The sequence below is a fragment of the Pseudoalteromonas sp. P1-13-1a genome (assembly GCF_001401875.1).
Classification (GTDB): Bacteria; Pseudomonadota; Gammaproteobacteria; order Enterobacterales; family Alteromonadaceae; genus Pseudoalteromonas.
The window spans coordinates 23225-48842 of sequence record NZ_LKDV01000031.1; the positions used below are offsets into that span (position 1 = coordinate 23225).

A 25618-nucleotide genomic window follows, 5' to 3' on the forward strand; every position below is an offset into this window, starting at 1 on the left:
GGTGAATTTACGCGTCAATAGCTGGCCTACTGCAAGTAAATTCAACACAGTTAGCGCTGAAAATAGCTGCTCGAGATAAATTTATTATCCAAAGTTCAGGTTAAATACAACTTACAGCAAGTGTTAAAAGCACTTGCCGTAACAATTAGTTACGCTGCTTAAAGCCTATAAAAGTTCCTAAAATCGTCAAAAATGTGAGAAAACGTTGGCTTGTGTCAAGAACAGTAAACGTTAGTAAAAAGCTGTAAACACAGCCGTGTTATCGGTTACATGTCAGTTACCATTCAGTTTAAAGCGCTAGTATTGAACCTAGTTATGTAACAACATACACGAGGCAATAGTATGAAACTGACTCAATTACTCCCTGCTCTACTTGCCATAAGTGCAGTATCTGGCGCTGCATATGCAGCGCCCAATGAGCGAGAAAACACAAAAAGTTTTAATAATGAGCGTGCAAAACGCATCGAATACAAACGAGATGAGCGCCGCGATGATAAAAAACAGCGTATAGAATATAAAAAAAACGACCGTAAAGAGCGCAAGCAAGCCAAACGCGAGCACCGCAAAGAGCAAAAGCGCAAAGCTGCCCATTACAAACAACAGCAACGCACACGTAATTATTTTAAACACAATCGCCACAAGGTAGTTACCTACAGACCTGGGCGCTACTTTAACCATTTACCGCGCAATAGTGCATCTATCAGATTTAATGGCATTACGTTTACATTTAGTGATGGTATTTACTACAGAAAAGCGAAAAGAGGCTACCATGTTGTTAAGCCACCAAGAGGCTTAAGAATACGCTCATTACCAAGGCATTATTCACACTTTAAACGTCATAATACCACTTACTATACTTACCAAAATGTATATTACGTAGCAGACAATAATGGCTACAGAGTAGTTGATGAGCCTAAAATAGTGGTTAATCAGGCTATAAAGGTAGGCAGTGCTAAAAATTATGATTTAGGCCAAACCTACGACACCCTCCCTATTTCAGCAGAGGCTGTCACGATTAACGAGCAACAATATTTTAAGTACCAAGATATTTATTTTTTACCGCAAATAAACGGTGACGAAATAAAATATTTAGCGATAAATTTAGGGTAATAATATTATTCAAACGAAGGGCAAGTTGCGCTAAGCATCTTGCTCTTTTGACATTAAGTCGGCCATTCGTTGGTTAATTTCTTGCTCGCTTAAATCTTCTTTGTGGGTGCCTATGGTCCAAACATGCCCGAATGGGTCTTGTAGGGTGCCGGCTCTATCACCATAAAACTGGTCGTGCACTGGGCGTACTTCTGTAGCGCCAAGTTCAATTGCCTTTTTAAATACGCTGTCTACATCTTCTACGTAAAGCATTAAACTTACCGGTGTTCCACCAAGTTTTTGTGGGCTTTTAAAAGACTCATCAGGACATGAGTCCGAAATCATAATGTGCGAGTCACCAATAATAATTTCAGCATGGGCTATACCGCCCTCTGGCAGCGGCATTTGCATAACAAGTTGTGCATCAAATGCATCGCAATAAAAGCATATGGCTTGCTGCGCGCCTTCTATAATTAAATACGGAGTTACTGAACTAAACCCTTTTGGAATTGCTGAAACAGTCATTACGCTCTCCATTAGTTTTGGGGGTATATATTCAGCCTATAGGCTAAAAACAATTATTTCAACGTAGCACCCACTTAAGTCACTTTATCCAAACTAGCTAATTTAAGTTCTATAACTATACTGGCTGTAATATATACCTTACTACTTTTAAATAATTAGGACTTTTATAATGGTAGCTAAAATTAGCTTAGCGCTTAAAAAGTATAAAGTTCTGAAATGCTTATTTTTAAGCTGGTGTGTTTTATTGGCTCACCAAAGTGCGGCAAAAGTTGTAATTGGCATTGTAGATAAAACAAAAAATGACACCTTTTATCAGCAAGCATTCAAAGGCTGTTTACACTTTGGTCGTGAGCATCCTGAAATCGAGTGCAAGTACGATGGACCAAAAGATTTTCAAGATATTCGCAGCCAAACTATGGCAATAAATAGATTAATTGACCAAGGAATTGATGGTTTAATCGTAGCAACAACCGACTCTCAGCACTTGGTCACTCACTCATTAATGGCGCTTAAAAGTAAAAATATTCCCGTTATAACGTTTGATTCTGACCTGCTAGAAAAACACCAACAGTACCGCCTAACCTATGTAGGGAGTAATAACTTCGACTTTGGAGTTGCCCTGGGCGAGCAAGTAAAAAAACTTACCAATAAAGCAAATAATACGATATGCATACAGTCGGGACATCACACCACTCCTAATTTAAACAAGCGTATTGCTGGGGTTAGGTATGCACTGTCTGAGCAAGCCAAAACAAAGCTAACAGGTAAAAATGGCTGGCGCGAAGATAGTCGTTGCCCAATGTTTAGTTTGGGTAAACGTGAAAAGTCACTAGAGCAGTTGATGAGTTTATTAAATACGGACAACCCGCCCATTTTTCTAGCTGTAGCGGGGTTTGCACAGTTTAACCCACACTATGTTAATGCGCTTGGTCCATACAAACAAATGATTGAAAATAAAGATATTATAATCGTCTCAGCCGATACTGAAGAAATACAACTCAATGTATTAAGTAGAGGGTTGTCCTCCGCTAACATAGGGCAAAATCCATTTGAAATGGGCCGCTTGAGCACCAAATTAATGCACGACTACATTTTATACAATAAAAAGCCCACACAGTCCCACTATTATACTGACTTTCATTACTGCACAAAAAATAACGCTTCAACGTGCACAATAAACTATTAAAAGCGATAAGTAATTATCAGCGAGTATTAACTTGCTTTTTAACAACGGCGAATTTCTTATAATTAACTAATAGCAAGCTATTTGGCTAATACTAAACACCACGTTGTCAAAACAATAAGGGTGATAGAGTTTTGTAATAAACCTATTGTATACCACTAAAAAGCCCATACAACACTCTCTTTTCATAAAAAAACCACACTTTTTACAAAGTGTGGTTTTTCTTTTCTACAAACATTTGTTTGTTAACGCTGCCAAAATCTCAAATTGCGTAATGTTTCAATAAAGGTATTTGCGGAGTGCGTGTTTAAATCTATCCAACCATCATCAACCTTACCATCATCAAGCCCTGCGGCTTCAAACAATGCCATAGCATCTTGTGTATAGCCTATATACTTCATATGCGCGAATGCATCGCTTACAAAGTCCTTAGCTTCAGGAATACCGGCAAGCTTCTTAGCGCCTTCTTGCGTTGCAAGTACCATCACCGCATCGTAAAGCACCGAAGGACCGCCATTAATTACTTGATCAGCTGCTACATGCTTACCTTTACTACAACATGCTCCACCCACTTGTGCGGCCACAATTTCGTAGTTAGCGCCTTCAGCGTCTAAGGCATTTATAACTGAGTTGAAAATATCGGCATCAAAACCATCGCTTACTAAAATACCTAACTTACGACCTTCAAAGGTATTAGGCGCATTTTTTAAAATACTAAGTGCATCCGACACAGGTAAATCGTTACGCGTTGGCATAGCCGCTTCTGCAGGCTCTGGCATGTCTTGCAGGCGTAGACCCTTAGCCACTTCTTGCGCTAATGTTTTGTCTACATTTAATAAATGCGAAACCACTCGCTCACGAATTGGCACATGCTCTACTTTTGAAAGCTCAAATACAAACGCATATTGAATGTGCGCTTGCTCTACTTCTGTTTGGCTTAAGTAAAATTGGCGAGCTTGACTGTAGTGATCGCTAAATGTTTCTGAGCGATAACGCAGCTTATCTCCACCGCTTACTTCTGGCTCGCTTGAGCTTTTAAAGCCATGCACTGGGCATTCGCGTGGGTTATGTTCATCGCCGCTCCACGAGTTTGGCTCGTAGTTAACACGCCCTTTAGGGTTATGCATTGCCATATGACCATCTTGTTGAAAATGGCGCATCGGACATTTAGGCGCATTAACCGGAATATGCGTAAAGTTAGGGCCGCCTAAGCGCTTGGTTTGCGTATCTAAATACGAAAAATTACGTCCTTGCAGTAATGGGTCGGGTGTAAAATCAAGCCCCGGCACAATGTTTTGTGTACAAAATGCAACTTGCTCTGTTTCGGCAAAAAAGTTGTCGACTACGCGGTCAAGTACCATGCGCCCAACAATTTTTACGGGCACTTGCTCTTCCGGTATAAGTTTAGTGGAATCAAAAACATCAAATTCAAATTCATCTGCAAATTGTTGGTCAAACACCTGTACGCCTAGCTCCCACTCTGGGAAGTCGCCTTTACCAATAGACTCCCACATGTCTCTGCGATGAAAGTCAGGGTCGGCGCCATTCAGTTTAAGTGCTTCATTCCACACAACTGACTGCATACCGGCTTTTGGTTTCCAATGAAACTTAACAAATTTCTCATCTCCTTTGGCATTAATAAATTTAAAGGTATGAACACCAAAGCCTTCCATAAAGCGTAAAGATCGCGGTATAGCTCTATCTGACATGGCCCACATGAGCATATGTACCGACTCGGGCGATAAACTTACAAAGTCCCAAAAGTTATCGTGCGCGGTTTGTGCTTGCGGAAAGCCACGGTCTGGTTCAGCCTTAGCAGAGTGAATTAAATCGGGAAACTTCATCGCATCCTGAATAAAAAATACAGGTATGTTGTTACCCACTAAATCCCAGTTTCCTTCTTGGGTGTAAAATTTAACAGCAAAGCCGCGAACATCACGTGCTAAATCGGGAGACCCTTTATTTCCTGCCACAGTTGAGAATCGTGCAAACACTGGAGTTTTTTCACCTTTGCGCTGAAAAATATCTGCACAGGTTAAATCTTCAAGCGTGTCGTAAGTTTCAAAATATCCGTGTGCGCCGTACCCTCTTGCGTGGACCACACGCTCAGGAATGCGTTCGTGATCAAAGTGAAATAATTTTTCGCGCATTACGTGATCTTCCAGAAGCCCTGGGCCGCGCTTGCCCGCACGCAATGAATTTTGGTCGTCGCTTACAGGGCAGCCCTGCGCGGTGGTCATGGTAGGGTGTTCATCCGACGCCTTTTGATGCAACTCGCCGCCATGCCCTTTATTGCCTGCGTATTTAAATGATTCAGCCATGTTTAGTCCTTCATACAATTTGATTTAATGGGTCAATAGTTTTTATAAGCTTTAAAACTAAAAGCGACCTTGCAAATGCAATATCAAGACCAGCCTACTAACCTAGTAAAAAAGGAGGGTAAAGGTAACAAAGTCGTATTTTGGCTAATTTATAAAAGTAAAATTTACACAAGCATGTAACTTTTTCAGACAAAAAAAGAGCACTTAAAAGTGCTCTTTTTAAAAAGGATTTATATTAGTCTTTATTCTCGTTAACTAAAATAACTTTACGATGCGGGAATGGAATTTCGATATTGTTATCATCAAGGGCTTTTTTAATCAGCTCGGGCACTGTGTATAAAATTTCAAAGTAGTGCTCACCTTTACAAAACGGCCTTACTAAAAAGTCTACCGAGCTATTGTTAAGTGTTTCTACTTCAACAAAAGGGGCTGGGTCTTTTAAAATATGTGGGTGAGCCTCAAGCACACTATCAATAACCTTGCGAACAGCATCGGTGTTTTCATCATATGCCACACCAAAATGCATATCTACGCCGCGAATAGGATGGTGCGAATGATTAATAATCTGCGCTCCCCAAATTTGGCTATTGGGGATAATCACTTGCTGATTATCGAACGTTTGCAAAATAGTGGTAAACATATCAACCTCGGTAACTTTACCAAAGCGCCCTGCAGCTTCTATAAAGTCGTTTACTTTATAAGGTCTGAATATAAGTAACATCACACCGGCAGCCAAGTTAGACATAGCACCTTGCAGTGCTAACCCTATAGCTAAGCCTGCTGCACCTAATAGTGCAATAATTGAAGCTGTTTGCACACCAAAGCGGTTTAACACGGCAATAAATACAAACGCTAAAATAACATAGCGCGCCATGCTACCTAAAAACCTAAATAGTGTGTCATCAAAATGAGTGTATTTATGGCATAAACTTACAATCATATTACGCACTTTGCCTGCAAGCCATAAACCTATTAGTAATATAACGATTGCCATTAAAATATTTGTTGCCCACATTATTGCTGCGGGCAAATACTGATTTACATCAATATTATGTATTATCTCGTCCATTTTATTATTCCTGTTAGACTGGTTGTAATTAAAAAAGCTTACCAGCACACTTATTAACTTTTTATTAACCAAATTGCAAATTTATACCTACTTACTAAATTAGCCTTTCATTTATCTCACCAATAGCAGCTGTCAAAACCAAATTAGTATATAAATTGACCGAAAATATTTTTTGTTGCGTATATGTTGTTCAATTTGTAAATAAAGCCAATGTGTTCTAAACCTTTAAGAGACACCTTGTTAAGGAGCGTTGTTATGCCAACAACAAATACGATTAATAAACACTCTGAATTTGCCCGCTGCATTGAATGCAATAAGGTAAACACATTTGCAGCTTTTCACTGGCTCGCACTGGCGTTTAAAGACATGACCCGTGCGCCCATATTGAGCCTAATTTACGGGGTTATATTTACCCTAATTCCTGTAGCTATTATTTACTCGGCAATGTTTACAGGGACTTATTTAGTGATACTGCCCGCAACCGTGGCATTTGCATTAATAGGCCCTGCCTTTGCGGCAGGTCTTTACGATGTAGCATGGGAGCTTGAGAAAGGGCATAAACCCACATTAAGCCACTCTATTAAGTCGATGTTTAGAAACCCGGTAGGTGAATGGGGTTTTGCAATAATGCTAATGGTGATCATGATAGCTTGGATGCGATTAGCCGCGCTTGTGCATGCTTTATATCCTAGCCATGCCAATCCCACATTTGAAGAATTATCAGCGTTTTTAACGCTAGGCAGTTTAATAGGTGGTGTATTGCTTGTAACTGTGTTTTCGCTTTCTGCTTTTGCTCCGCAAATAATGATGGAGCGCCGAGTAGATATTATGACCGCAGTGATCAGCTCTATGAACGCTGTTAAAACTAACTTTGCCGCAATGGTGGTGTGGTCTATTTGTATATTTTTACTCGTAGCCATCGGCTTTGCTACCGGCGCCGCGGGCTTTATTGTAATTATGCCTTTGCTAAGCTATGCCAGCTGGCATGCTTACATCGCAGTAATAAAAACCAAAAAACCTCGTGGTTACGAGTAATACCAATCCGTATAATTACGTGATCTATTTTGAGGATGGAAAAACGTGTTGATAGGAAGGCAAAAAATTCGCTATTTAGTTGTTCTAAATGAGAGTTTTTTAACGCAGATAGCGACACTTTTAGCCCCTAAAAATGATTAAGTTTTATTGCGGGTTGGTATAAAACCAACCATTTATAGTTCTAACCACACTGACAAAAATAGCGCCAAAAGGCGCTATTTTTTTATCAGCCTAGCAAGCATGCTTTGCTTAAAATACCCAAATGGCATGTAAAAAGGGCTGGTTTTCTATGTCAGCCGTACCAAGCTTGTTGTACCAATAACGCCATTCAATCTCTACCATTTAATTGGAAAAAAGAGATATGATTTCGAGCCTTAGCTAAAAAATTAAGCGGTGTTACTTCAATAGAACATAGGTGAAACAAAGCGTTTTTAACGCCTACCCAAGACGATAAAAATTCGAATGGCATACTAGATAACTCGTTATATGAAGAGTACCACGAAACCTATATCACGTTTATTGGTGTAGTACTCTACAGCATAACAATCAGAACAAAAGATGATTCGAACTTAACTAGTTTTATAAGCTCATAAAGCGCTTTCTACAACTTTAAAGTAGAAATAAACGAATATGTTAGCAGGCAAAGACAGTCTGATTTAAAAAGTTCACACTACATAACTCCTACAACGACCCAACTCACTATGCGCATTACAATTGTCTGCGACTTATTAGCAAAAATAGGCGTTGCTAAACTGCAACATATAAATGTTAACTTTATATAAATAAAGAACTTATCGGTTTTTATCTTGTGGTTGGAGAATCGATGAGACGTTTTTAAAAAATAACTTTGAAAACGTTAACGTCGATTTATATAAACTAGGAGTCACAGGCAGTGATTTATTGTGTAGAGGTGAAGACATTACAAGTTATACCGATATTAATTTACAAACCAAGCAAGACACAGTCGACAACGGCGCGATTTTAAACTTTATTGAGCAAATTCATAACGGCGAAACTGATGCAACTGATGTAAACGGTTTACTAAAATATTTATCAGTGAGTGCTGCCCTATCAAACCTAGATAGCTATCACGGTACGTTAGCGCTCAACTATTATATACGACAGAGATGGCGTGTTTAGCTTATTTTACCATGGGGTCTTAACGATTCATTTGGCACATTTACGATGGACTTTAATGGCGTTGATATACGAGAACTTTATATAGACGAACAAACCAGTGGTGCACTTGCAGAGCGCCTACCTAGTGCATTAGCGAGTGAAAGTAACTTAACAACGTATCATGTGTACTTACAAACGTTAATTAATAGCTCGCTTTCAAGCGCTCAATTTAGCCAACGTGTTGCTGATTTAAAAGATTTAATTAGCGAACATGTTGCTAATGATCCAAGTGCTTTTTATAGCTATTCGCAGTTTGAACAAACCTAACATCATCGGTTAATAATTTTTATGGTTTAACCAAGTTTATGGTTTATCGCGTAGCTAACATGACCCAACAGCCTAATGGCGAGCTTCCGTCGGCAGTTACAGGTAGGGCTTTTGAAGTAACTCGTTCCGTCATACATTTAAACAATGAAATAGTTAACAAAGAGCCATACACACTGTATGGCTCTTTTTCCATCGCTAAACTCCAAGTTCGTTTAGCGATGGAAATTTAAATAAGTCATCTGATCATAAAAGATATTACTAAAAGCGACTCATTGTTAAAAACCATTTTAGGTACACTTTTATTTAGATTTATTTGGTGTTAATATTCAGCAATGATGATCGAATACTCATTAAAGGATTAATAATGGTTATCTATTTCAAGATATTAGCCCTCCGGCACCCATTTACCCGAAAATGAAACATTCAAATATTAAACAATAAGTTCAGTTAATTAACCATTGAAATGAATGAGGAATTTTACTGTGGTTATAATATTGTCATCTATTGTTTTCCTTTATTAAACAGCTTCAAATTGACTTTCATAATTGAAAAGGATTTTCATGAAATATAAATTATTAAAAACCACTTTATTATTTACTTGTATGACTGCTGCGATAGCCAGTAATTATTCTTTGGCGTCAGAACCCGCTCAAAGTAGTAATGACGCGTACATTGCAAAATTTTTTGACCACACTTTATCTCTAGCTACTGGCCTTGAAGGCGCTTACAGCGGTGATTTTAACGATGATGGTATAAAAGAAATCGTTACTGTACAAAATAGTACTATTGATTTTATTAATTCAATTGAAAATAATGAATTTAAAGTAACTGATAAGATAGTTGTTAGTAATAGGCAATATTATGAAAGGAATCCATTAAGCAAAACTTACCGCAACGCTGAGTATTATCACGGTGGTTTATTTAAAAGTAGTTTTTATTTTTATGACGTAAACTCTGATTCACATTACCTTTACATTGAAGCAGAAAAAGAAGTTCCTACATCAAACTATGATAAAGTAATATACATTGTTGACTTAGCCACAAGAAAAATTAAAAGCACAGTTGAAATAAGCATATTAGACTATACATTACCTCGTGTTTTAGATTTCAATGATGATGGTGTAAATGAGCTTGTTAAATACGAAGTAGTCAACAGGAAATATAATACTGTAAATATACTAGACCCATTAACTCTAGAAATTATAAACACTTACCCCTTTTCTGATACTGATACTGATACTGATACTGATACTGATACTGATACTGATACTGATACTGATACTACAGAAGAAAAGCCACAACGTAGCTACTTGCACGAGACTATCGTAGATTATGATGGTGATGGTATTAATGATAGTCTGTTTTATTTTGATCCTGAAATACAAACAGTATTTGGTTTATCACTTTCAAACCTTGAGGCCTTTTGGGAATACGAGGTGCACGATTTTCAATGCAGCGCAAGTTTTTTAATTGATGATGTTAATGGAGACGGTAACTTAAACTTGGCGTGTGGTAGTCGACCATTTTTGGATGCTGCTTATAGAGCTGATAACAGTAGTACTAAATATAAGATAATAGATATCCCATCAAAAGAAACTTTATGGAATAAAGAAACCTTAGTTTATTCTTCAGGTATCTATGAGATCGTTGATATAAATAGCGATGATAAACCTGAATTAATTTATTCCGAAGATAGCTACTCTACCTTAAAAGTTATTGATTTAGAGACTAAGCGCCCTTTTTATGCAAAATCAGAAAATATACTATCCGTTTCTAACCCTAACTCCCCGAATTTATTAGCACAAAAAGTAACAACTGGGGATTTATTTAATACAGGTAAAAAGCAAATAATAATAGGTACGAAAGATATAGATAATTTAGCGTTACAAGTTCTTTCACCTGAAAATACAGAGCTTATATATCAAGTCGAATTAGAAGGAAAAGAGATAACGCAACTTAAAACTTTAGATATTAATAATGATGGAGTTTTAGAAATACTTTTAATTGTAAATATAGTCGACAACAACTATGTATTATATGTTCTAAATGGACAAACTGGCGATGTTATAAAAAGTGCAGCGATTGCTCACCGGAATCTTTCTACTTATGATATGGAAACTATTTATTTAAATAATAGCGATATACCAAAGTTAGTTCTTAGCGAAAAATATCATGATAGCTCTCTTGTTATTTATGACTTTGTAGATAACACATTTACTAATTACGCACCCGAATACGGGCATCATTGGAGCAATAGTAATTATTCCTACGCGAAAAAAGTTAAAGTTGGGAGTGAAGAAAGACTTGTATCAATAAATCAGAGTAATTCAAAAGCATACTATCTACAAACAAATGGTGAAGTGGAAGAAATTGCCACTAATCTATGCGACAGTTATACAGATACAGATCCCCGCGGTACTGCAATTTACTATATAGGTGGTATTGCTAAATCTGAAAAAAATTGGCGTGTAATATATTCATGCGGTAAAGATTTACGAGAATTAAATTTAAATAGTGGTAAAAACACCACTATTTTAAATAATAATATATTTTCAGACAGGCTAAAAACAACTACGATTGGTGATACAGCTTATATATCAGCAATAGGCAGTTCGGCTGTAATATATGCAAAAAAAGTAGACCAAAAATTAGAAAAGCCTCATGATGCTTCATTTTCAACACATGTACTTTCAGAAATTGAAATAGATTTACAGTTAACTGATATAGATAATATTATTATTAACACGCCGAAAATAGGGACAATTGAATATATCGATAACAATGCAGGTAAATTTAGATATACCCCTAAAGGTGAGATTGGAACTGAAAATCTCTATTTTTACACTGTGCTAGACGGATTAGAGTCTGAAGTAGCTAATATTGATATTGATATTAAAAATGCTGAACCTACCAGTAGTGACTTCACCATTAGTACACATTGGAACACGCCTATTGAATTTAACCTACAAGGTAATGATGACGATCAAGAGTTACTAACTTATAATTTTAACACACTCCCTACAAGTGGAACGATTGAGTTATTAAACCCAAATAGTGGCAATGTTAGATATGTACCTAACGCACAATCTTTAGAGCCTTTAACAGCAACCTATACCGTGAATGATTCAATAACAAGTAGCGAAGAAAGCATGGTTAGTATCATGCTTACAAACACGACACCAGTTGCCAGAGATTCTACCTATAAAATAACAGGAAGCGGTCCTATAAACGCTCAATTGAGTGGTACAGATGAAGATGGCGACTACATTACATTTGAACTGATTTCTCATCCTGCATATGGTAGTGTCTCATTAGAATCAGAAACGGGTTTATTTATTTATACTCCAGGGGTCGAAAACAACCAAGCTACGAGCTTTCAATACTCTGTAAGTGATAAATTCTCTGAGTCTGAGGTTAAAACAATTAATATTGATTTTATTAGTGATGAAAACATCCATGGTGGCACTGATGATAAAAATATTGATGACAGTATTAATGACGAACAGTCATCAGGTAGTATGTCTTATTTGCTTTTAGTTGCGATTGCCACTCTTTCACGTAGGTACAAGCTTTAGTTTTTAAATTATTGCAAGTAAAGACCCGATTGACTTCATCAGTCGAGTCTTTACTACACAGCCTTAGTTATTAAACCCACAAGGCCATATTTGGTCTATTCAATAGAATAGTAATCTATTATTTAGCTTAAGTAGAAATAATAACCATATACACTAAATATTCATACTAAAAGCATTATGCTAGAAACTACCAACCAACGGAAAAACAGAGCCCTTTCAGTTACGTATAAAACACTCAAGGTGTTCATAAAAAACATAAATCCTACCTGCTTTGAATTAGCTTTTACAACTACTCACAGCTTAAAAAAACTTACATCATCGGTTAATAATTTTTATGGTCTAACCAAGTTTATAGATTATTACGAAATTAAGATGACCCAGCTTAATGCGAGTTTCTATCGCCAGGTACTGGTAGGAGTTTTTGTGGTAATTCATTTCACCCAAAGGTTTATTATAAAGACACTTAATTAGTTAATAAAAAGCCATACTCACTATACAGCTTTTTATTATTTTCTTATTCCCCAAACCCACTACAATATAAGGCTCGTTTGGCAAATATATATTTTTGTTGGTAGCCATTGGCTTTGCCAAAGGCGCTACCGGTTTTATAGTAATTATGTCCTTACTAAGCTATGCCAACTGGCATGCTTACATCGCAGTGATAAAAACCAAAAAACCTCGTGGTTACGAGTAAAACCAACCATTTATAGTTCCAACCACACTGACAAAAATAGCGCCAAAAGGCGCTATTTTTTTATCAGCCTAGCAAAGCAAGCTTTGCTTAAAATACCCAAATGGCATGTAAAAAGGGCTGGTTTTCTATGTCAGCCGTACCAAGCTTGTTGTACCAATAACGCCATTCAGCTCCCACCATTAATTGCTTAGCATCTAAATTAAAGTTTTGCCCAACATCCCAATACACTGCAGGCTGCGCAAGTAGCCATTCATTAACTTTTTTGTCTAACTCATCATTACGCCCTGAGATGTATTCAACATGGCCGGTAAAGTAAAATGCTTGGCTACCTAACGTGAAAGGAGCACCCCAAGCAAGGTCTATAAAAATACTGTTATCTTGTTTAGCTAACTGATCTTTTTGAACGCCACCATTGGCATCAATATAGCCTGCAAAAGTGGTAGTTAAAAAATCAAAGCCTGGCGCATCCCAGCTGAGCTTTATGCCTGGGGTGTATTTCATTAATCCCTCTTCACCGGCATTTATACCAAATACTAAACCTGTGTCTTTTATTGGTCCGTATTTTAAAGAAGTCTCTAAGGCTTTAGATAAGCTAAGTGTTGTGTACCACTCGCCATAAATACCCGTATCTTGAAAACCATCACTAAGGCTGTCGTTTAAAAAGTCGATAAAAAAATAGTTATCACCCAAGTCATGCTCTGAGGCATGCTCTATGGTGTAGGTGCGTGTAAATGACGACTCCCCAGTAAAAGGATTTAAGGCATCGCCAAAGTTTGTGTGAAGCTGTGTGATGCTCCAATTTTCTGCTAGAGCTGAGTGAGACAAAAGCAGTATAGATATTGTAAACAGTGCTTTAAAAAAATTCATTATTTATTTACATAACCCCAATTAAAATGCGGCAGGAGTATATCAGTGAGCATTCACCAACTAAAGAGATTAAATAAGTATAAAGAATGATTTTTTAAATCTAGGCAGTTATATGCAGCAATCGAAGAGCTGTACAGGCTTTGTATGAATATAAAGTGTGAGTGCTAATTTAACGTAGGTACACAATTGGCTCCTTTTAGGTATAACTGCTTAGTTTATAAATTATGTCTAACTTAAATATTGAAACGCGTGCGCCCTAAAACTAACTTTTAAAGCTCATGTAATGCGGGCCTAAATTAACTACTAAGTACGCAAAATAGTTGCACTACACCGATTATGCCTTTCTAAACGCCGTCTAATTTAAACGCGTACCACACGCATTCCGACTTTATTGCTAGTATGCAGAATTTACAAAAATCAGTGCATAAAATTCATAATCTCCGCCCTTCCTTTTGTTCCCCCCACACTAGAAATTAAAATAAACCATTAATTATCAAGTCTTTATACAATCAAGTCTAATAGGCATAGGCTTTGCTTCATGTATTGCAAGCTAAATAGTAGCAATGGCTACATACAACACATTACATAACGGGAGACATTATGAGTAACTCACAACACCCAATTGAATTTACAGCCCCAGGTATGGATAACGAAACAGCAAAAAAAACAATTGAAACACTCGATAATCGACTTGTATCTCTTTTAGATTTACAACTTACTTTAAAGCATATTCATTGGAATGTAGTGGGCCCTAGTTTTATTGGTGTTCATGAAATGTTAGACCCGCAGGTGGATGCTATTCGCGAAATGACCGACACCATCGCAGAGCGTATTGCTACATTAGGCGGTACGCCACAAGGTACACCTAAGTCAATTGTAGATCGCCGCACGTGGGATGAATACTCATTAGGTAAAGCCTTTGTAATTGAACATTTGGGCGCATTAGACAAAGTATACAGTGGCGTAAACGCCGATCATCGTAATGCCATTAGCACGCTGTCTGAATTAGACCCTGTATCTGAAGACATGATCACCAGCCAGCTTGGCGATTTGGAGCAATTTCAATGGTTTGTGCGTGCTCACATTGAATCGTCTGCAGGTAAACTAAATCATTAATTGATTACCTACTTTGCCATACAAGGAATGTTAATAAGTATTAAGAGATTAATAATCATACAAGGATACGTTACATAAGTTGGTACAGGATGAAGTGCAAACTACAAGGACCCGTTACTTATTACATAAAGGATGTAGTAAATGCGCCAAGGATGATTAAAGCTTGCTAACGGATTTGGTAAATCTACAAGGATTGTTAAAGTACAAACGCCTAGTATAAGCATGCTAAGCGTTTGTATTTTTTACCGCTTTAAAGCTTAAAACTATCCCAAGGACCAGTAATAGCCAACGTTTTAGATGGCATGTATACATTTACAAATAAGGTTTGCCCGTCAGGTGAAAAACACGCTCCAGCAAGCTCTGTTTGCGTATGCAATTTAGCAAAGTTATACACCTCTCCTTTAGGTGTTACCCCGCGTAAATGGTTATTCACCGTATCAGTATATTGATCCTCACATACAATTAAATGCCCATTAGGCGCTACCGTTAAATTATCACCAAAGTTGTATAACGACTCGTTTGTACTTTCTACAAATAGTTGTATTTTGCCAGGTTCATTTTGCTCTAACTCAGTACCTTCGTTTTTTGATGGTGTGTACTTCATTACCTGACCTAACTGCTTTTTGCCCCCATTAGTACAGCAAAAATAAAGCTCATTTTTACCCCAATGTATCCCCTCTCCCCGTGCAAATAAGGCTGCGCCTTTTTTATAACCTTGCTTGCGTAAGTCATCATTTGGGCTTTTAGGGTCTGTAAGTGTTATCCATTCAACCAAAAGGTCGCTGTGAAGTGGCATGGCCGGAGAGTCCCAATTTCGGCTATCAAACTGAGGCTGGTTTTTAATTACCATAGCTTGCAATGTGCCGCCTTTATTTAACTTATCGCGATGATGAGGAATAAACCGATAAAACAAACTATCGCCTCTATCTTCAGTTAAATAAACAATACCGGTTTGTGGGTCTATTGCTGCGGCTTCATGGTTAAATCGGCCCATATCATATAATGGCTCTGGCTTAGTTAAGCCTTTGGCACTAGCTGGAACTTCAAAAATGTAACCATGAGATTGTGACAAACCATCGCTTTTATCCATAACGGTTTCTTCGCACGTTAGCCAACTACCCCATGGTGTTACACCGCCTGAGCAGTTTCGTATTGTGCCACATAGCGATAAATATTCTTGCTCGCGTTTTTGCTCTTTTAAATTATAAATTATATGACTAGTGCCCCCAGGCAAAGCTACACCATTTTCAAGCGAATCATAGGCTAAGGGGCTTTTGTGATTACAAATTAAATCAGACGCTGTATCAATGTGTTTAGGCTGTAATTCATGATTACGGATAAGGGCTACGCGTTCGTTATCTAATGCAATACAGCCCATGCCATCAGCCCGATCGGGCACATCTAAACCATCATCCATTTTATCGCCAAGCTTAGATATAACCTGATAACTAAAGCCTTTAGGTAAATCTAATAAGGCCTGAGAATCGGCTATTAATGGGCCATAAGCGGGCAGCTTAGTTGTTACTTCAGGTAAAGCAACATTACCCATTGCGCTGCGCGATAAGCCAATAAACGCAAGCGAGCCTGCACTTAATAAAAACTCTCTTCTAGAGACCATTATTTTATTCCCGTGTTTTTTATTAAATCTATAGTAAAGGAAATAACCCACTAAAAGTGCGGCGCTTTGCTAAATTCATTAAAATGTAATAATGTAACATTCCATCCGTACCAGATATCAGTTAATTCAACTTTAAATAATTGCCCTCACTGTTTAATAGTAGGATAGTAAGTTACTCAAATAACAACGGCTTAATTAGGAGTATCATGATCAAAGTATTACTAGCAACCAGCTTAATTGCCTCTTCATTCGCAGCTTTAAGTAATCCACTCACCGTTGAAGAACAACGCATCAGCAAAGCACAAACTGCAATGCCCGCCGTGTTAAACGCCTTTGATAAAGAAGTAACCAGCTTTGAGCAGCAGTTCAAAGCGCTCAATAACTTTAAAGAGGCCAAGCAGCTCATAAAAACCTATAGTTTTGAGCTGTGGGAAAGCGCTAAGCAACGCATTATTAAAACTAAAAACTACGACGATAGAGCACTTTACTGGGCGCGCCTGCTTTCAAGTAAAATAATACGTACAACCGCCGCAAAATTTGAGCTATCTGACGCGCAAATAAATACGCTGCTAAAAATGCTTGAAGAAGGCAGCCGAGGCCGCACCGATTTAGCTTTTTCATCAGGCAGTGATAAAAAGATTGTTCTAACCGGGTTTGACCCTTTTTTACTCGACAAAAATATCAACCAAAGTAACCCATCTGGGGTAGCCGCGTTGTTACTCGACGGCCAAGTTATTGATTACAATGGCGTTAGCGCCGAAATTAACACGGTTATGGTACCAGTACGCTACAAAGACTTTGACCAAGGCATAATAGAGTCTCTGCTTGCCCCCTACTATGCACTAAATAACGTTGACATGGTTGTAACGGTTAGCATGGGCAGAACCGAGTTTGATTTAGAGCACTTTCCGGGTAAACGCCGCAGTGTCACCGCGCCAGATAACGCTAATATTGTCTACGGCGGTACGCAAACAAGCCCTGTTATTCCTAAGCTAAATGGACGCCCCCTACCTGGTAATGAGTTTGTAAAATTTAGCCTACCTGTAAGCGCTATGCAAAAAGCCAAAGGCCCGTATAAAGTAATCGACAACCGCGAAGTCACTACACTTAATAAAACCTTTAAAGCGGGATCGTATGGCGTACTTAAGAACAGTGTTGCGGTAAATGGCGGCGGGGGTGGCTATTTATCTAACGAAATATCGTATCGCAGCATACGCCTACGTGACGAGCTTAATTCAAGCATACCTACCGGACATATCCATACTCCGCGTATACAACAGTTTGAACCAGAAACAGAAGCTAAAATAGTAGAACAGATTCAATCAATGCTAGAGCATAGCTTAGTAGCACTGTAGCAAAATTAAGGAATTAATACGCATAAAAAAGGGCAAAAATTGCCCTTTTTTACTTTTAAGCGTTAGCTCTTTGGGTAATTAGATGGGAAAAAAGCACGTTTGGCTTCTTCATCAAATTCTTTTTTAAAGGCGACATCGGTGCCAATTTTGCGTGCACGCGCAACCGCTGGTCGGCTATCAATGCTTTCAAACCAACGCTTTAAATTAGGGTATGGTGCAAGGGCTTCTTCACCAAGTACTACAGGGGCTTTATCAATCCAACCCCAAGCAGATACATCAGCAATAGTGTATTCATCACCCACTATAAAGTCGCGACCTTTAAGGTGTGTATCAAGCACTTCGTAATGGCGCTGCGCCTCACGCAAGTAGCGGTTTACTGCGTAATCAAGCCCTTCTGGCGCCATGTGTCTAAAATGAACACTTTGCCCTGAGTATGGGCCTAAACCCGATGCAATAAACATTGACCATGAAAGCATTTCGGCGCGATTCTCTGGCTTACCTGCTAACTTGCCGTGTTTTTCACTTAGGTACATTAATATAGCGTTCGAATCAAACACACGGGTTTCACCATCAACAATGGCAGGTGCTTTTGCATTAGGATTAATGGCTTTAAACTCAGGTGTATGTTGCTCACCTTTTAAAGTATCAAGTGGTACAAGTTCAAACGGTAGGCCTGTTTCTTCCAAAAACAAAGCAACCTTCATTGGGTTAGGTGTATGGTGAAAATAAAATTTGATCATAAAACGCTCCTAAAAGTAGTAGTTTCAATTAAAACACAACTTGAGCAATCGTTCAAATAACAAAAATAGTTAGCTAAAGTACTTAACTAAACAACTCACCTGCATTAACCCTGCGCCAATACAAAGAAATGTAACGCGCGCTTCTTCTTGCGCCTTTTTAACAAGTGCTACCAAAAAAGTGACTACAATAATAATTACACTTAATGCTAAACCATATAAAAAAGAGCCACAAAAATGAGGTAAAACAGCAAGTAAGCCGGCAATAATTACTAGGCCATTATGAGCTGCAGGCATACGAACATTGAATAATATCCCGAGCAATGCAGTTATAAACGAAGATGCGTATAAAATTACAACTTCCCTAGACCACTCGTAACTTAGTGGATGTTTAAAATTAAAGTTTGTAGATTTTAAACTAGTAACAGCAGACGAAGTCGCGTGTATAAAAATACTAACTAATAACGCGCCGATAAAAAATGCAGCAAATGCCGAAACAGCACCACCGCCTGTATACCCTGCTTTCTCTTTTTCTATCACTATAACAACAACACTCAGTGCCGCACTGAGCTGAAACCATTGCCAGTAGTCGTTGCTAAAAAGAGGGATTGCAGCGAAGCCAATTACGGGAACTAATATTTTGGCTTCTTCGTTTTTGTGTAATAAATAAAAAGCCATAATAGCTATATAAAACAGTGCCGTTACATCAGGCATAAAATCTACTTCCTTTTAAATTTCAACAATATTTCATCACTAAGGGAATACACTACAGCCCCCCATATTTTGCTATTAGTTGCTTTACGCAATCCGCGCTTATGTATATTTGGGCCTTCAGGGTTCTTTTTCTGCCCCTGCTTTTATTTAATGGGAAACGCTTATAACTACTATTTTTAGCAGCCTCTTTCAAGCCCGCTCTCTTTTACATGCTCAATCAGCTCAGGAAAAAACGCTAAAAATACTGTTTCTAACTCATGGTAGTTTTGCGTTATATCATCAGCAGTACCAGCAAAGTTATTAGTAAAACGAATACGTTTGGCTATGTTATCGAGCGCAAGCCCTACCCCTTCTATCGTTTCGTACTCTTTAAACCAATCGTTTGTAATCATGCTGGTTACAACATGCTGCATGCGCGGTGGCATAACCGCTATGCGATCATTTAAAAGTGCGTAGCTGCTGTGTTTAAAATCATTTAAAGGGAGTTTGTTAAAGTGTTGCCAATGCCTAATTAAAAAATGATCAAACAGCACGTCAATCGCTACGCCTGCAAAGCGTTTTCGCTCGGGCGAAAAGTACTGTTTAGCGGATTTTACTAAATAGTGTGAGTCGGTAAACTTATCAACTAAGTAGTGGTTTTCTAGCGCGCTTTTAACACTACTTGGCAGGTGCTGTGCATACCTGCGGCCGCCAAAGTCACCTAATAAATTGCCAAAGTGCGAATCGGCTGTAGGTTGTGCAAAATAAAGGTGAGCTAAATAATTCAACGCTATCCCAATGGGCTAAAACAAACTTAATTTAGCCAAATAGTAACGCACATTTAAGCAAAACTCACACGAGTGTTTAGCGCATCCCTGTTTATTTACCTAACACTTTAGTTTGAAAATCATACAAAAACTCTGTAAAGCCGTCGCACTCAATTCAGCATAAAATATTTAAAATAGAATTATCAATCACTTAAAATTTAAAAGTTGCTGGAATATATATTGCTACCTAGCGTATTTAGCACTCAAACATGTATAGCTCTTTTTATTAGCGGGCAGTTTAAAGGAGCATAAAACACAGGTTAAATCAGTTATGGATATAGCTATATTTTTTAAGTCGTTACTATTACTAGCCTTTTTTTTAACGCTAGGTAATTTAATTAAGTACACATTTTTAAGGGGATTAATTGTGCCCTCCTCGTTAATTGCCGGCGTGTTGGCTCTTTTATTAGGGCCACAATTACTCGGTGAGCATATTAATTTGTCACTCCAAGGGACTAATTTATGGATAGATGAAAAGGTCACAAATATATGGAAGGAGTTACCTGGGTATTTAATTGTGGTGGTGTTTGCAGGTTTATTTTTAGGTAAAAAAATACCTACAATTAAGCAATCGCTAAATCAAAGCCTACCCAATTTAAGCTTTGGCTACAGCATTGCCATAGGCCAATATGTAGTCGGGATGATCACAGCATTATTAATACTAGCCCCTTTATTTGATACCAACGAAATTGCCGGTGCGCTTATTGCTGTGGGGTTTCAAGGCGGACATGGCACCGTAGCTGGCCTGCAATCCACTTTTGAGAGTATCGATTTTGCAAAAGGTATGGACTTGGGGCTAGGTATAGCAACAATAGGCCTTATAAGCGCCATCGTGTTAGGGACTATTATGTCTAATCGCAACGATGATGGCGACCAAGAGCTTGAAATTAGCCACGACGAAAAAGTAGAAGTAAAAGACCGCCCGTTTGGTCTGCACTTTGCTATTTTAGGCACTGTTGTTATTGTTGCTTGGCTTTTACTTAGCGGCTTACAAGTAGCCGAAAAAAGCCTTTTTGCCGATTCATCTGTAAAAATACTTGAGTACATGCCTTTATTCCCCATTGCCATGATGGTGGGTTTAGTGGTGCAAATAGCGCTTAATAAATCAGGCATGGGTAACTTAATTAGTCACTATCAAATAAACCTGCTTTCTAACCTCTCCCTCGATTTACTGATAATTGCCGCACTGGGTGCACTTAACTTATCGGTGCTTGCTAAATATTGGCAAAGTATTTTAATTTTAGGTGCGGTGGGGGTTGCTTATAGCGCAGCTATTTACTTTTTCTTTGGTGGGTGGTTTTTCCCTAAAGATTGGAAAGTGAGAGGGATTGGCGAGCTTGGGCAATCTATGGGCACCACGGCGGTTGGACTGTTAATGCTAAAACAGGCTACCTCGAACCCTAGTGAGCATATTCGCCCCTTTAGTTACAAACAACCGCTTTATGAACCTGTGGTTGGCGGCGGTATTGTTACTGCGCTCGCACTTCCTGCCATTGCTAATTTTGGGCCGTGGGCATTTACTATTATTATGGCGTTTATATTAGCGTGTGTAGTAGGTGGTTTTGCCTTTTATAAACGCCGTAAGCACAAAAGCGAGTAGCCCAATTACGCTATAAAAAAGCCGCTACAAAAGTTGTAGCGGCTTTTTAAACGTTGGTTTTTTACTTTTACAAGTAACTAATTACTCGCCTTAACCCAGTTTCCATTATCATTTTTACTGTAGCTATTTTTAACAGCAGACCACGCCACTTTATGCGCTGTGGTTTCGCGATCGTCATCGTTTTTTCTATCGCTTGGGTCCTTATAGGTATCCCACGCGCTATTAAACGCCTCTTGGTATATCTCTTGGGCGTGTTTAGGTAAATTACTTTTTACCGACTCCGGTAACTCATTTGTATTTTGATAAGGCATAATAACCTCCGTATTACTTAATTACGCCGCACGCAACACGTTTACCGCCGCCACCCAGTTTCTTGGGTTCGTCGGCATAATTGTCGCCCCCTTTGTGGATCATCACTGCGTGTTGTTTAAGCTGCTCAAGCTTGAGCCTTGGGGCTAAAACAGGCGATGTAGCTTCGCCATCCTTATTTACATATAACGCAGGTAAATCGCCTAAGTGGCCATTACTCCACGGCTCATCGTGGTGTTTAGCACTGTTAGGATCAAAGTGCCCACCAGCAGCACCGGCAGGTACAACTTTACCGTCTTTTTGCTTTGGCTCGCAGCTAGCATATTGATGAACATGAAAGCCATGCTGCCCAGGCGTTAACCCCTTAAGCGCAGGGGTAAATACCACCCCGTGCTCATTTTCTGTCAATGTAACGGTGCCAAGTAGCTCACCTTGCCCCGACTTACTTACTGCATGCATATCAACATCTACATTCGCCAATGCGCTATTTTGTAGCATTGCAGCGGTAAAAAGTATGGCGCAAGCGGGTTTAAAAATACGTGTTGCGCTTTTACTACCAGATGAATTAAACAGTAAACTATTCATTGTAATCTCCTCGTAAAGTATCAGGTTTATAAATTACCGTGATTGCTTAGCTGTTAGGTTCAATCTTTATACCAAGCTCGCTATGGATGCATAATTTACCTACATAATACTTAACTCGCTGAATCATAATAAAATAATCAGCTATGGGAAATTATCAACTCGCCACTTTTAATCATACTGCGCAATTTTGCCAAAACGCTGTACAAAAACTGATGCATATTTACAAATAAAATGACAACTTTACAGGCCTAGCAGGCAACCCACGCTTTCCTAAATACCTTTGCGGTGGCTTAAAAAACAACTTAACCGCTAAGAGGCTAATTAGTTAACTTTACGCTAAGCCAGTAGCACAGCGCGTTTAATCAAATTCCCCCCTCATACACAAACTAAAATAAACCATGCTCGCCACGCCCATTGCGCTGTCGGTATGCTAATTGCTCCACATACTAGTGTCATTAAACGGGTTATAGATGACCCTATCGTTATTAAACAATGGAGGGAATTATGAGTAACAAGCAACTAATTAAAACACTAGGTATAGGCCTAGCCGCTGCATCAGCTGGCATGTTGACCAGAAAAAGTTTACAAAAGTCGTGGGAAAAAGTAACCAATGAGCCAGCCCCAAAAGACAAGCCGAGTGAAAAAACTGATCTTAAAGAAGCCGTTACATGGGCTGTGGTGTCGGGCGTGGGTGCAGGCTTAGCAAGAATGGCCGTAAATTACGCGCTAGATAAACGAAAGCACAAATAACCCACCTAATAAGTGTAACTTTTCTAAAGCCCCTTATAGGGGTTTTTTAACGCTATAAATAAAGTGTGTCTAAAGACATTTAAAAATGAATAAAAAAAGGTGAAACTACGTTTCACCTTTCTGGCAATTCCTTTAACCATTATGCAGTAGAGACGTTGCTTGCCCCTGCATTGTTAAGAATTTCTTCAATTGCGTTTTTGTTATCGCTATCGTACTTAACGCCGATTAAAATAGAGCCCTTTTCAATCGCATCTTCATAATATTTAATTTCGTGCTCAGGGATAAATGCACCAATAGCAGCACCTAACGTGCCACCTACAGCAGCACCAGCGCCGCCCGCTGCAAAAGCAGCCACTAATGGACCAGCTACGAGCAAGCCTGCTCCACCTGTTGCCACGGTACCTACAGCAGTAAACCCGCCTACAAGAGCGGCAATAATACCACCTGAGGCAGCTCCTACAATGCCGCCCTCAGCCGCTTTAGTTCCCTCATCTAAAGCAAAATCTTCCTTTGCGTATGAGTCGTTGGCTACAATGCTTATATCAGCTTCATTAATACCTAATGCTTCTAACCTATAAATAGCCAGTGTTGCTTGCGATGCACTTTCAAATAACCCAGTAATAACCTTGCTCATAATAACTCCTTTATTTATTTAAAAAATACAGCTAATACCAAGCAAAACCTAAGCCAGCAAAACAATATATAAAAATCAATAGTTTAGGTTTATTTATATTCAAACACCCTTGTAAACAACGTAAATATTGCTAACTGTTGTAAAAAACTCCTACCTCATACATAAGGGTATTAACGCTTAGCGGCTCCCTATAACGTGTTAATAAACTCAATTACTTAGACCACGTAATTTCGGCTAATTGATTAGTAGCCGTTTGATGAATAATTAAGCCGTTATTGCCCATACGCATATGCCTAATTAAGCCAGAGTAAACCCCTTCTTTACTGGGAATTTGCCAGCTTTGCATGGTTTGAGTTTTTAAATCAAACCTAACTAGTGTTTCGGGGCGCTTAGCCGATTCATTAAACCAAATAGCATTATCGGCATACTCAATGGCATACGGGTGGCTGTTTGCGCCGCTGGGGTTATCCCACTGCGTTATTTTACCGTTTTTGGGGTTATAGCGGCCAAGTTTACCCATACCAGAGTTTACATAAAACACCATATCATCAGGCGTAATAGCAAGGCGCCTAGTATGTGTTTTAGCACCTGGGAGTTTTATTTCGCTAAGCGCCATGGTGTTTTTATCAACTTTAACCAAACAGTTACTGCCATTACACGACACCCACGGCGTACCGCTTGAATCAAGCTTTATACCATAAGGCCGCGAGCCTTTAGTGGGTAAAGTAGCCAGTTTAATATCGCCGTTTTTAGGGTCTAGCCTGCCAATCATATTGCTATGCTGCAGGGTAAACCAAAATATACCCGCATCATCAAACACCCCTGTATGCGGGTCACGGGCATTTTTATTGGGCATTTTATACACTTTAAATTTTTCGGTTTTTAAGTCTAAATACCCAACCGTGCCATTTTTATTACCTAAAAACCAAGGGGTTTGGTTTTTATCAAGCGATACACTGTGCGCATACGTACCACTTGGCAAAGTGTACTCTTTCATTTCACCGGTTTTAGGGTTTAACCTGCCTAAAATATTGCCCCACTGGCCAACCCACCAAATAAGCCCGCTTTCACCTTGCACAGGGTCGCGAGCGCGTTGCCCAAGCGTAGGCACTTGCCAGTATTTAAAGTTTAGTTTTAAATCGCCTTTAACCACCGTTGACTCGCGCTTAGTGTTAACAGAGTAATGCTTAGCCAAATACGCGCTTATATCTTTACTAAGGGCTGTGCCTTCGCCTGTATCTACCATATAGCTTATAAGTGTTTGCCAATCCGCTTGGCTATAACCCGCACTGCGCTCAAGATTGTTTAAACTATGGCAACTGGCACAAAGCTGCTCAACTAATACCCCTGGCTCATTACTCAATACAGGCAGCGGCGCAGCTAAAGTCCTTAGCACAGCCATTGCAGCAACCTGTTTATTAAATAAAAATCGATTTTTATGCATAACGCCCTCCCTTTTTTAATATTAAAGCATAGGGCGAAAGTGTTTACTATGTGAGCACTTTTAGCTTTTAGCTTTTAGCTTTTAGCTTTTAGCTTTTAGCTTTTAGCTTTTAGCTTTTAGCTTTTAGCTTTTAGCTTTTAGCTTTT

General features: G+C 38.8%; 21 protein-coding genes and 1 pseudogene. 10 read left to right on the forward strand and 12 right to left on the reverse strand.

Annotated features, from left to right (window positions below):
- The first annotated feature begins 342 nt into the window (after positions 1–342).
- Complete coding sequence (locus AN391_RS16240; RefSeq protein ID WP_055016368.1) at positions 343–1110, forward strand: DUF6515 family protein; 768 nt, start codon at positions 343–345, stop codon at positions 1108–1110.
- Positions 1111–1140: 30 nt separating this feature from the next.
- On the opposite strand, the gene AN391_RS16245 is transcribed toward AN391_RS16240, so the two are convergent.
- Complete coding sequence (locus AN391_RS16245; protein WP_055016369.1) at positions 1141–1614, reverse strand: VOC family protein; 474 nt, start codon at positions 1612–1614, stop codon at positions 1141–1143.
- 169 nt (positions 1615–1783) lie between these two features.
- On the opposite strand from AN391_RS16245, the gene AN391_RS16250 reads away from it, so the two are divergent.
- Complete coding sequence (locus tag AN391_RS16250) at positions 1784–2800, forward strand: substrate-binding domain-containing protein (RefSeq protein ID WP_055016370.1); 1017 nt, start codon at positions 1784–1786, stop codon at positions 2798–2800.
- Positions 2801–3042: 242 nt separating this feature from the next.
- Here the strand turns inward: AN391_RS16250 and AN391_RS16255 are convergent, their stop codons facing one another.
- The gene (locus AN391_RS16255) at positions 3043–5118 is read right to left on the reverse strand and encodes a catalase (RefSeq protein WP_055016371.1); all 2076 of its coding nucleotides are present in this window, start codon (positions 5116–5118) and stop codon (positions 3043–3045) included.
- A 235-nt stretch (positions 5119–5353) separates the two neighbouring features.
- Positions 5354–6187: a mechanosensitive ion channel family protein gene (locus AN391_RS16260; RefSeq protein ID WP_055016372.1), complete on the reverse strand. Its 834-nt coding sequence runs from the start codon at positions 6185–6187 to the stop codon at positions 5354–5356.
- Between the two features lie 255 nt (positions 6188–6442).
- On the opposite strand from AN391_RS16260, the gene AN391_RS16265 reads away from it, so the two are divergent.
- The 4 genes and pseudogenes from AN391_RS16265 to AN391_RS16280 all read left to right on the forward strand — a co-directional run bounded on the left by AN391_RS16265 (position 6443) and on the right by AN391_RS16280 (position 12243).
- Complete coding sequence (locus AN391_RS16265; RefSeq protein WP_055016373.1) at positions 6443–7222, forward strand: DUF2189 domain-containing protein; 780 nt, start codon at positions 6443–6445, stop codon at positions 7220–7222.
- An 819-nt stretch (positions 7223–8041) separates the two neighbouring features.
- Positions 8042–8668 (forward strand): annotated as a pseudogene (locus tag AN391_RS20795) (CotH kinase family protein).
- 59 nt (positions 8669–8727) lie between these two features.
- Positions 8728–8898, forward strand: a complete 171-nt coding sequence (locus tag AN391_RS20615) for a hypothetical protein (protein ID WP_161804109.1) — start codon at positions 8728–8730, stop codon at positions 8896–8898.
- 330 nt (positions 8899–9228) lie between these two features.
- A complete protein-coding gene (locus AN391_RS16280) occupies positions 9229–12243 on the forward strand; it encodes an Ig-like domain-containing protein (RefSeq protein WP_055016376.1) in 3015 nt (1004 codons plus the stop codon).
- Positions 12244–13024: 781 nt separating this feature from the next.
- Here the strand turns inward: AN391_RS16280 and AN391_RS16290 are convergent.
- Positions 13025–13804, reverse strand: coding sequence for a nucleoside-binding protein (locus tag AN391_RS16290; RefSeq protein WP_055016378.1), 780 nt, complete (start codon positions 13802–13804; stop codon positions 13025–13027).
- A gap of 600 nt (positions 13805–14404) precedes the next feature.
- On the opposite strand from AN391_RS16290, the gene dps reads away from it, so the two are divergent.
- The gene (dps, locus tag AN391_RS16295) at positions 14405–14920 is read left to right on the forward strand and encodes a DNA starvation/stationary phase protection protein Dps (RefSeq protein ID WP_055016379.1); all 516 of its coding nucleotides are present in this window, start codon (positions 14405–14407) and stop codon (positions 14918–14920) included.
- A gap of 250 nt (positions 14921–15170) precedes the next feature.
- Here dps and AN391_RS16300 read toward each other — a convergent pair whose 3' ends face one another.
- Entirely contained in the window at positions 15171–16538 is a 1368-nt protein-coding gene (locus AN391_RS16300) for an alkaline phosphatase PhoX (RefSeq protein ID WP_055016380.1), read from the reverse strand.
- Positions 16539–16744: 206 nt separating this feature from the next.
- Between AN391_RS16300 and AN391_RS16305 the strand changes: the two genes are divergently transcribed.
- The gene (locus AN391_RS16305) at positions 16745–17893 is read left to right on the forward strand and encodes a hypothetical protein (RefSeq protein ID WP_055016381.1); all 1149 of its coding nucleotides are present in this window, start codon (positions 16745–16747) and stop codon (positions 17891–17893) included.
- A 62-nt stretch (positions 17894–17955) separates the two neighbouring features.
- On the opposite strand, the gene AN391_RS16310 is transcribed toward AN391_RS16305, so the two are convergent.
- From AN391_RS16310 to AN391_RS16320, 3 genes are all read right to left on the reverse strand, one after another.
- Positions 17956–18633, reverse strand: a complete 678-nt coding sequence (locus AN391_RS16310) for a glutathione S-transferase family protein (protein ID WP_055016382.1) — start codon at positions 18631–18633, stop codon at positions 17956–17958.
- Positions 18634–18702: 69 nt separating this feature from the next.
- Positions 18703–19344 carry a hypothetical protein gene (locus AN391_RS20800; RefSeq protein WP_055016383.1) on the reverse strand — a complete coding sequence of 214 codons (642 nt, stop codon included), beginning with the start codon at positions 19342–19344 and terminating at the stop codon, positions 18703–18705.
- Positions 19345–19520: 176 nt separating this feature from the next.
- Positions 19521–20111 (reverse strand): ACP phosphodiesterase, encoded by a 591-nt coding sequence (locus tag AN391_RS16320; RefSeq protein WP_055016384.1) that lies wholly within the window; start codon positions 20109–20111, stop codon positions 19521–19523.
- 406 nt (positions 20112–20517) lie between these two features.
- On the opposite strand from AN391_RS16320, the gene AN391_RS16325 reads away from it, so the two are divergent.
- Complete coding sequence (locus AN391_RS16325; protein WP_235576496.1) at positions 20518–21750, forward strand: sodium:glutamate symporter; 1233 nt, start codon at positions 20518–20520, stop codon at positions 21748–21750.
- Between the two features lie 77 nt (positions 21751–21827).
- Here AN391_RS16325 and AN391_RS16330 read toward each other — a convergent pair whose 3' ends face one another.
- Complete coding sequence (locus tag AN391_RS16330; protein WP_055016386.1) at positions 21828–22061, reverse strand: ChaB family protein; 234 nt, start codon at positions 22059–22061, stop codon at positions 21828–21830.
- 13 nt (positions 22062–22074) lie between these two features.
- Positions 22075–22644, reverse strand: coding sequence for a superoxide dismutase family protein (gene sodC / locus AN391_RS16335; RefSeq protein WP_082429341.1), 570 nt, complete (start codon positions 22642–22644; stop codon positions 22075–22077).
- A gap of 504 nt (positions 22645–23148) precedes the next feature.
- Between sodC and AN391_RS16340 the strand changes: the two genes are divergently transcribed.
- Entirely contained in the window at positions 23149–23394 is a 246-nt protein-coding gene (locus tag AN391_RS16340; protein ID WP_055016387.1) for a DUF4235 domain-containing protein, read from the forward strand.
- Positions 23395–23533: 139 nt separating this feature from the next.
- On the opposite strand, the gene AN391_RS16345 is transcribed toward AN391_RS16340, so the two are convergent.
- Positions 23534–24028, reverse strand: coding sequence for a hypothetical protein (locus AN391_RS16345; protein ID WP_055016388.1), 495 nt, complete (start codon positions 24026–24028; stop codon positions 23534–23536).
- A gap of 211 nt (positions 24029–24239) precedes the next feature.
- Positions 24240–25472, reverse strand: a complete 1233-nt coding sequence (locus AN391_RS16350; protein WP_082429342.1) for a cytochrome C — start codon at positions 25470–25472, stop codon at positions 24240–24242.
- Positions 25473–25618: the final 146 nt, after the last annotated feature.

Coding starts and splice junctions, on each gene's coding strand:
- AN391_RS16240 (WP_055016368.1), top strand. CDS start 343: ATGAAACTGACTCAATTACTCCCTGCTCTACTTGCCATAAGTGCAGTA.
- AN391_RS16245 (WP_055016369.1), bottom strand. CDS start 1,614: ATGACTGTTTCAGCAATTCCAAAAGGGTTTAGTTCAGTAACTCCGTAT.
- AN391_RS16250 (WP_055016370.1), top strand. CDS start 1,784: ATGGTAGCTAAAATTAGCTTAGCGCTTAAAAAGTATAAAGTTCTGAAA.
- AN391_RS16255 (WP_055016371.1), bottom strand. CDS start 5,118: ATGGCTGAATCATTTAAATACGCAGGCAATAAAGGGCATGGCGGCGAG.
- AN391_RS16260 (WP_055016372.1), bottom strand. CDS start 6,187: ATGGACGAGATAATACATAATATTGATGTAAATCAGTATTTGCCCGCA.
- AN391_RS16265 (WP_055016373.1), top strand. CDS start 6,443: ATGCCAACAACAAATACGATTAATAAACACTCTGAATTTGCCCGCTGC.
- AN391_RS20615 (WP_161804109.1), top strand. CDS start 8,728: ATGACCCAACAGCCTAATGGCGAGCTTCCGTCGGCAGTTACAGGTAGG.
- AN391_RS16280 (WP_055016376.1), top strand. CDS start 9,229: ATGAAATATAAATTATTAAAAACCACTTTATTATTTACTTGTATGACT.
- AN391_RS16290 (WP_055016378.1), bottom strand. CDS start 13,804: ATGAATTTTTTTAAAGCACTGTTTACAATATCTATACTGCTTTTGTCT.
- dps (WP_055016379.1), top strand. CDS start 14,405: ATGAGTAACTCACAACACCCAATTGAATTTACAGCCCCAGGTATGGAT.
- AN391_RS16300 (WP_055016380.1), bottom strand. CDS start 16,538: ATGGTCTCTAGAAGAGAGTTTTTATTAAGTGCAGGCTCGCTTGCGTTT.
- AN391_RS16305 (WP_055016381.1), top strand. CDS start 16,745: ATGATCAAAGTATTACTAGCAACCAGCTTAATTGCCTCTTCATTCGCA.
- AN391_RS16310 (WP_055016382.1), bottom strand. CDS start 18,633: ATGATCAAATTTTATTTTCACCATACACCTAACCCAATGAAGGTTGCT.
- AN391_RS20800 (WP_055016383.1), bottom strand. CDS start 19,344: ATGCCTGATGTAACGGCACTGTTTTATATAGCTATTATGGCTTTTTAT.
- AN391_RS16330 (WP_055016386.1), bottom strand. CDS start 22,061: ATGCCTTATCAAAATACAAATGAGTTACCGGAGTCGGTAAAAAGTAAT.
- sodC (WP_082429341.1), bottom strand. CDS start 22,644: ATGAATAGTTTACTGTTTAATTCATCTGGTAGTAAAAGCGCAACACGT.
- AN391_RS16340 (WP_055016387.1), top strand. CDS start 23,149: ATGAGTAACAAGCAACTAATTAAAACACTAGGTATAGGCCTAGCCGCT.
- AN391_RS16345 (WP_055016388.1), bottom strand. CDS start 24,028: ATGAGCAAGGTTATTACTGGGTTATTTGAAAGTGCATCGCAAGCAACA.
- AN391_RS16350 (WP_082429342.1), bottom strand. CDS start 25,472: ATGCATAAAAATCGATTTTTATTTAATAAACAGGTTGCTGCAATGGCT.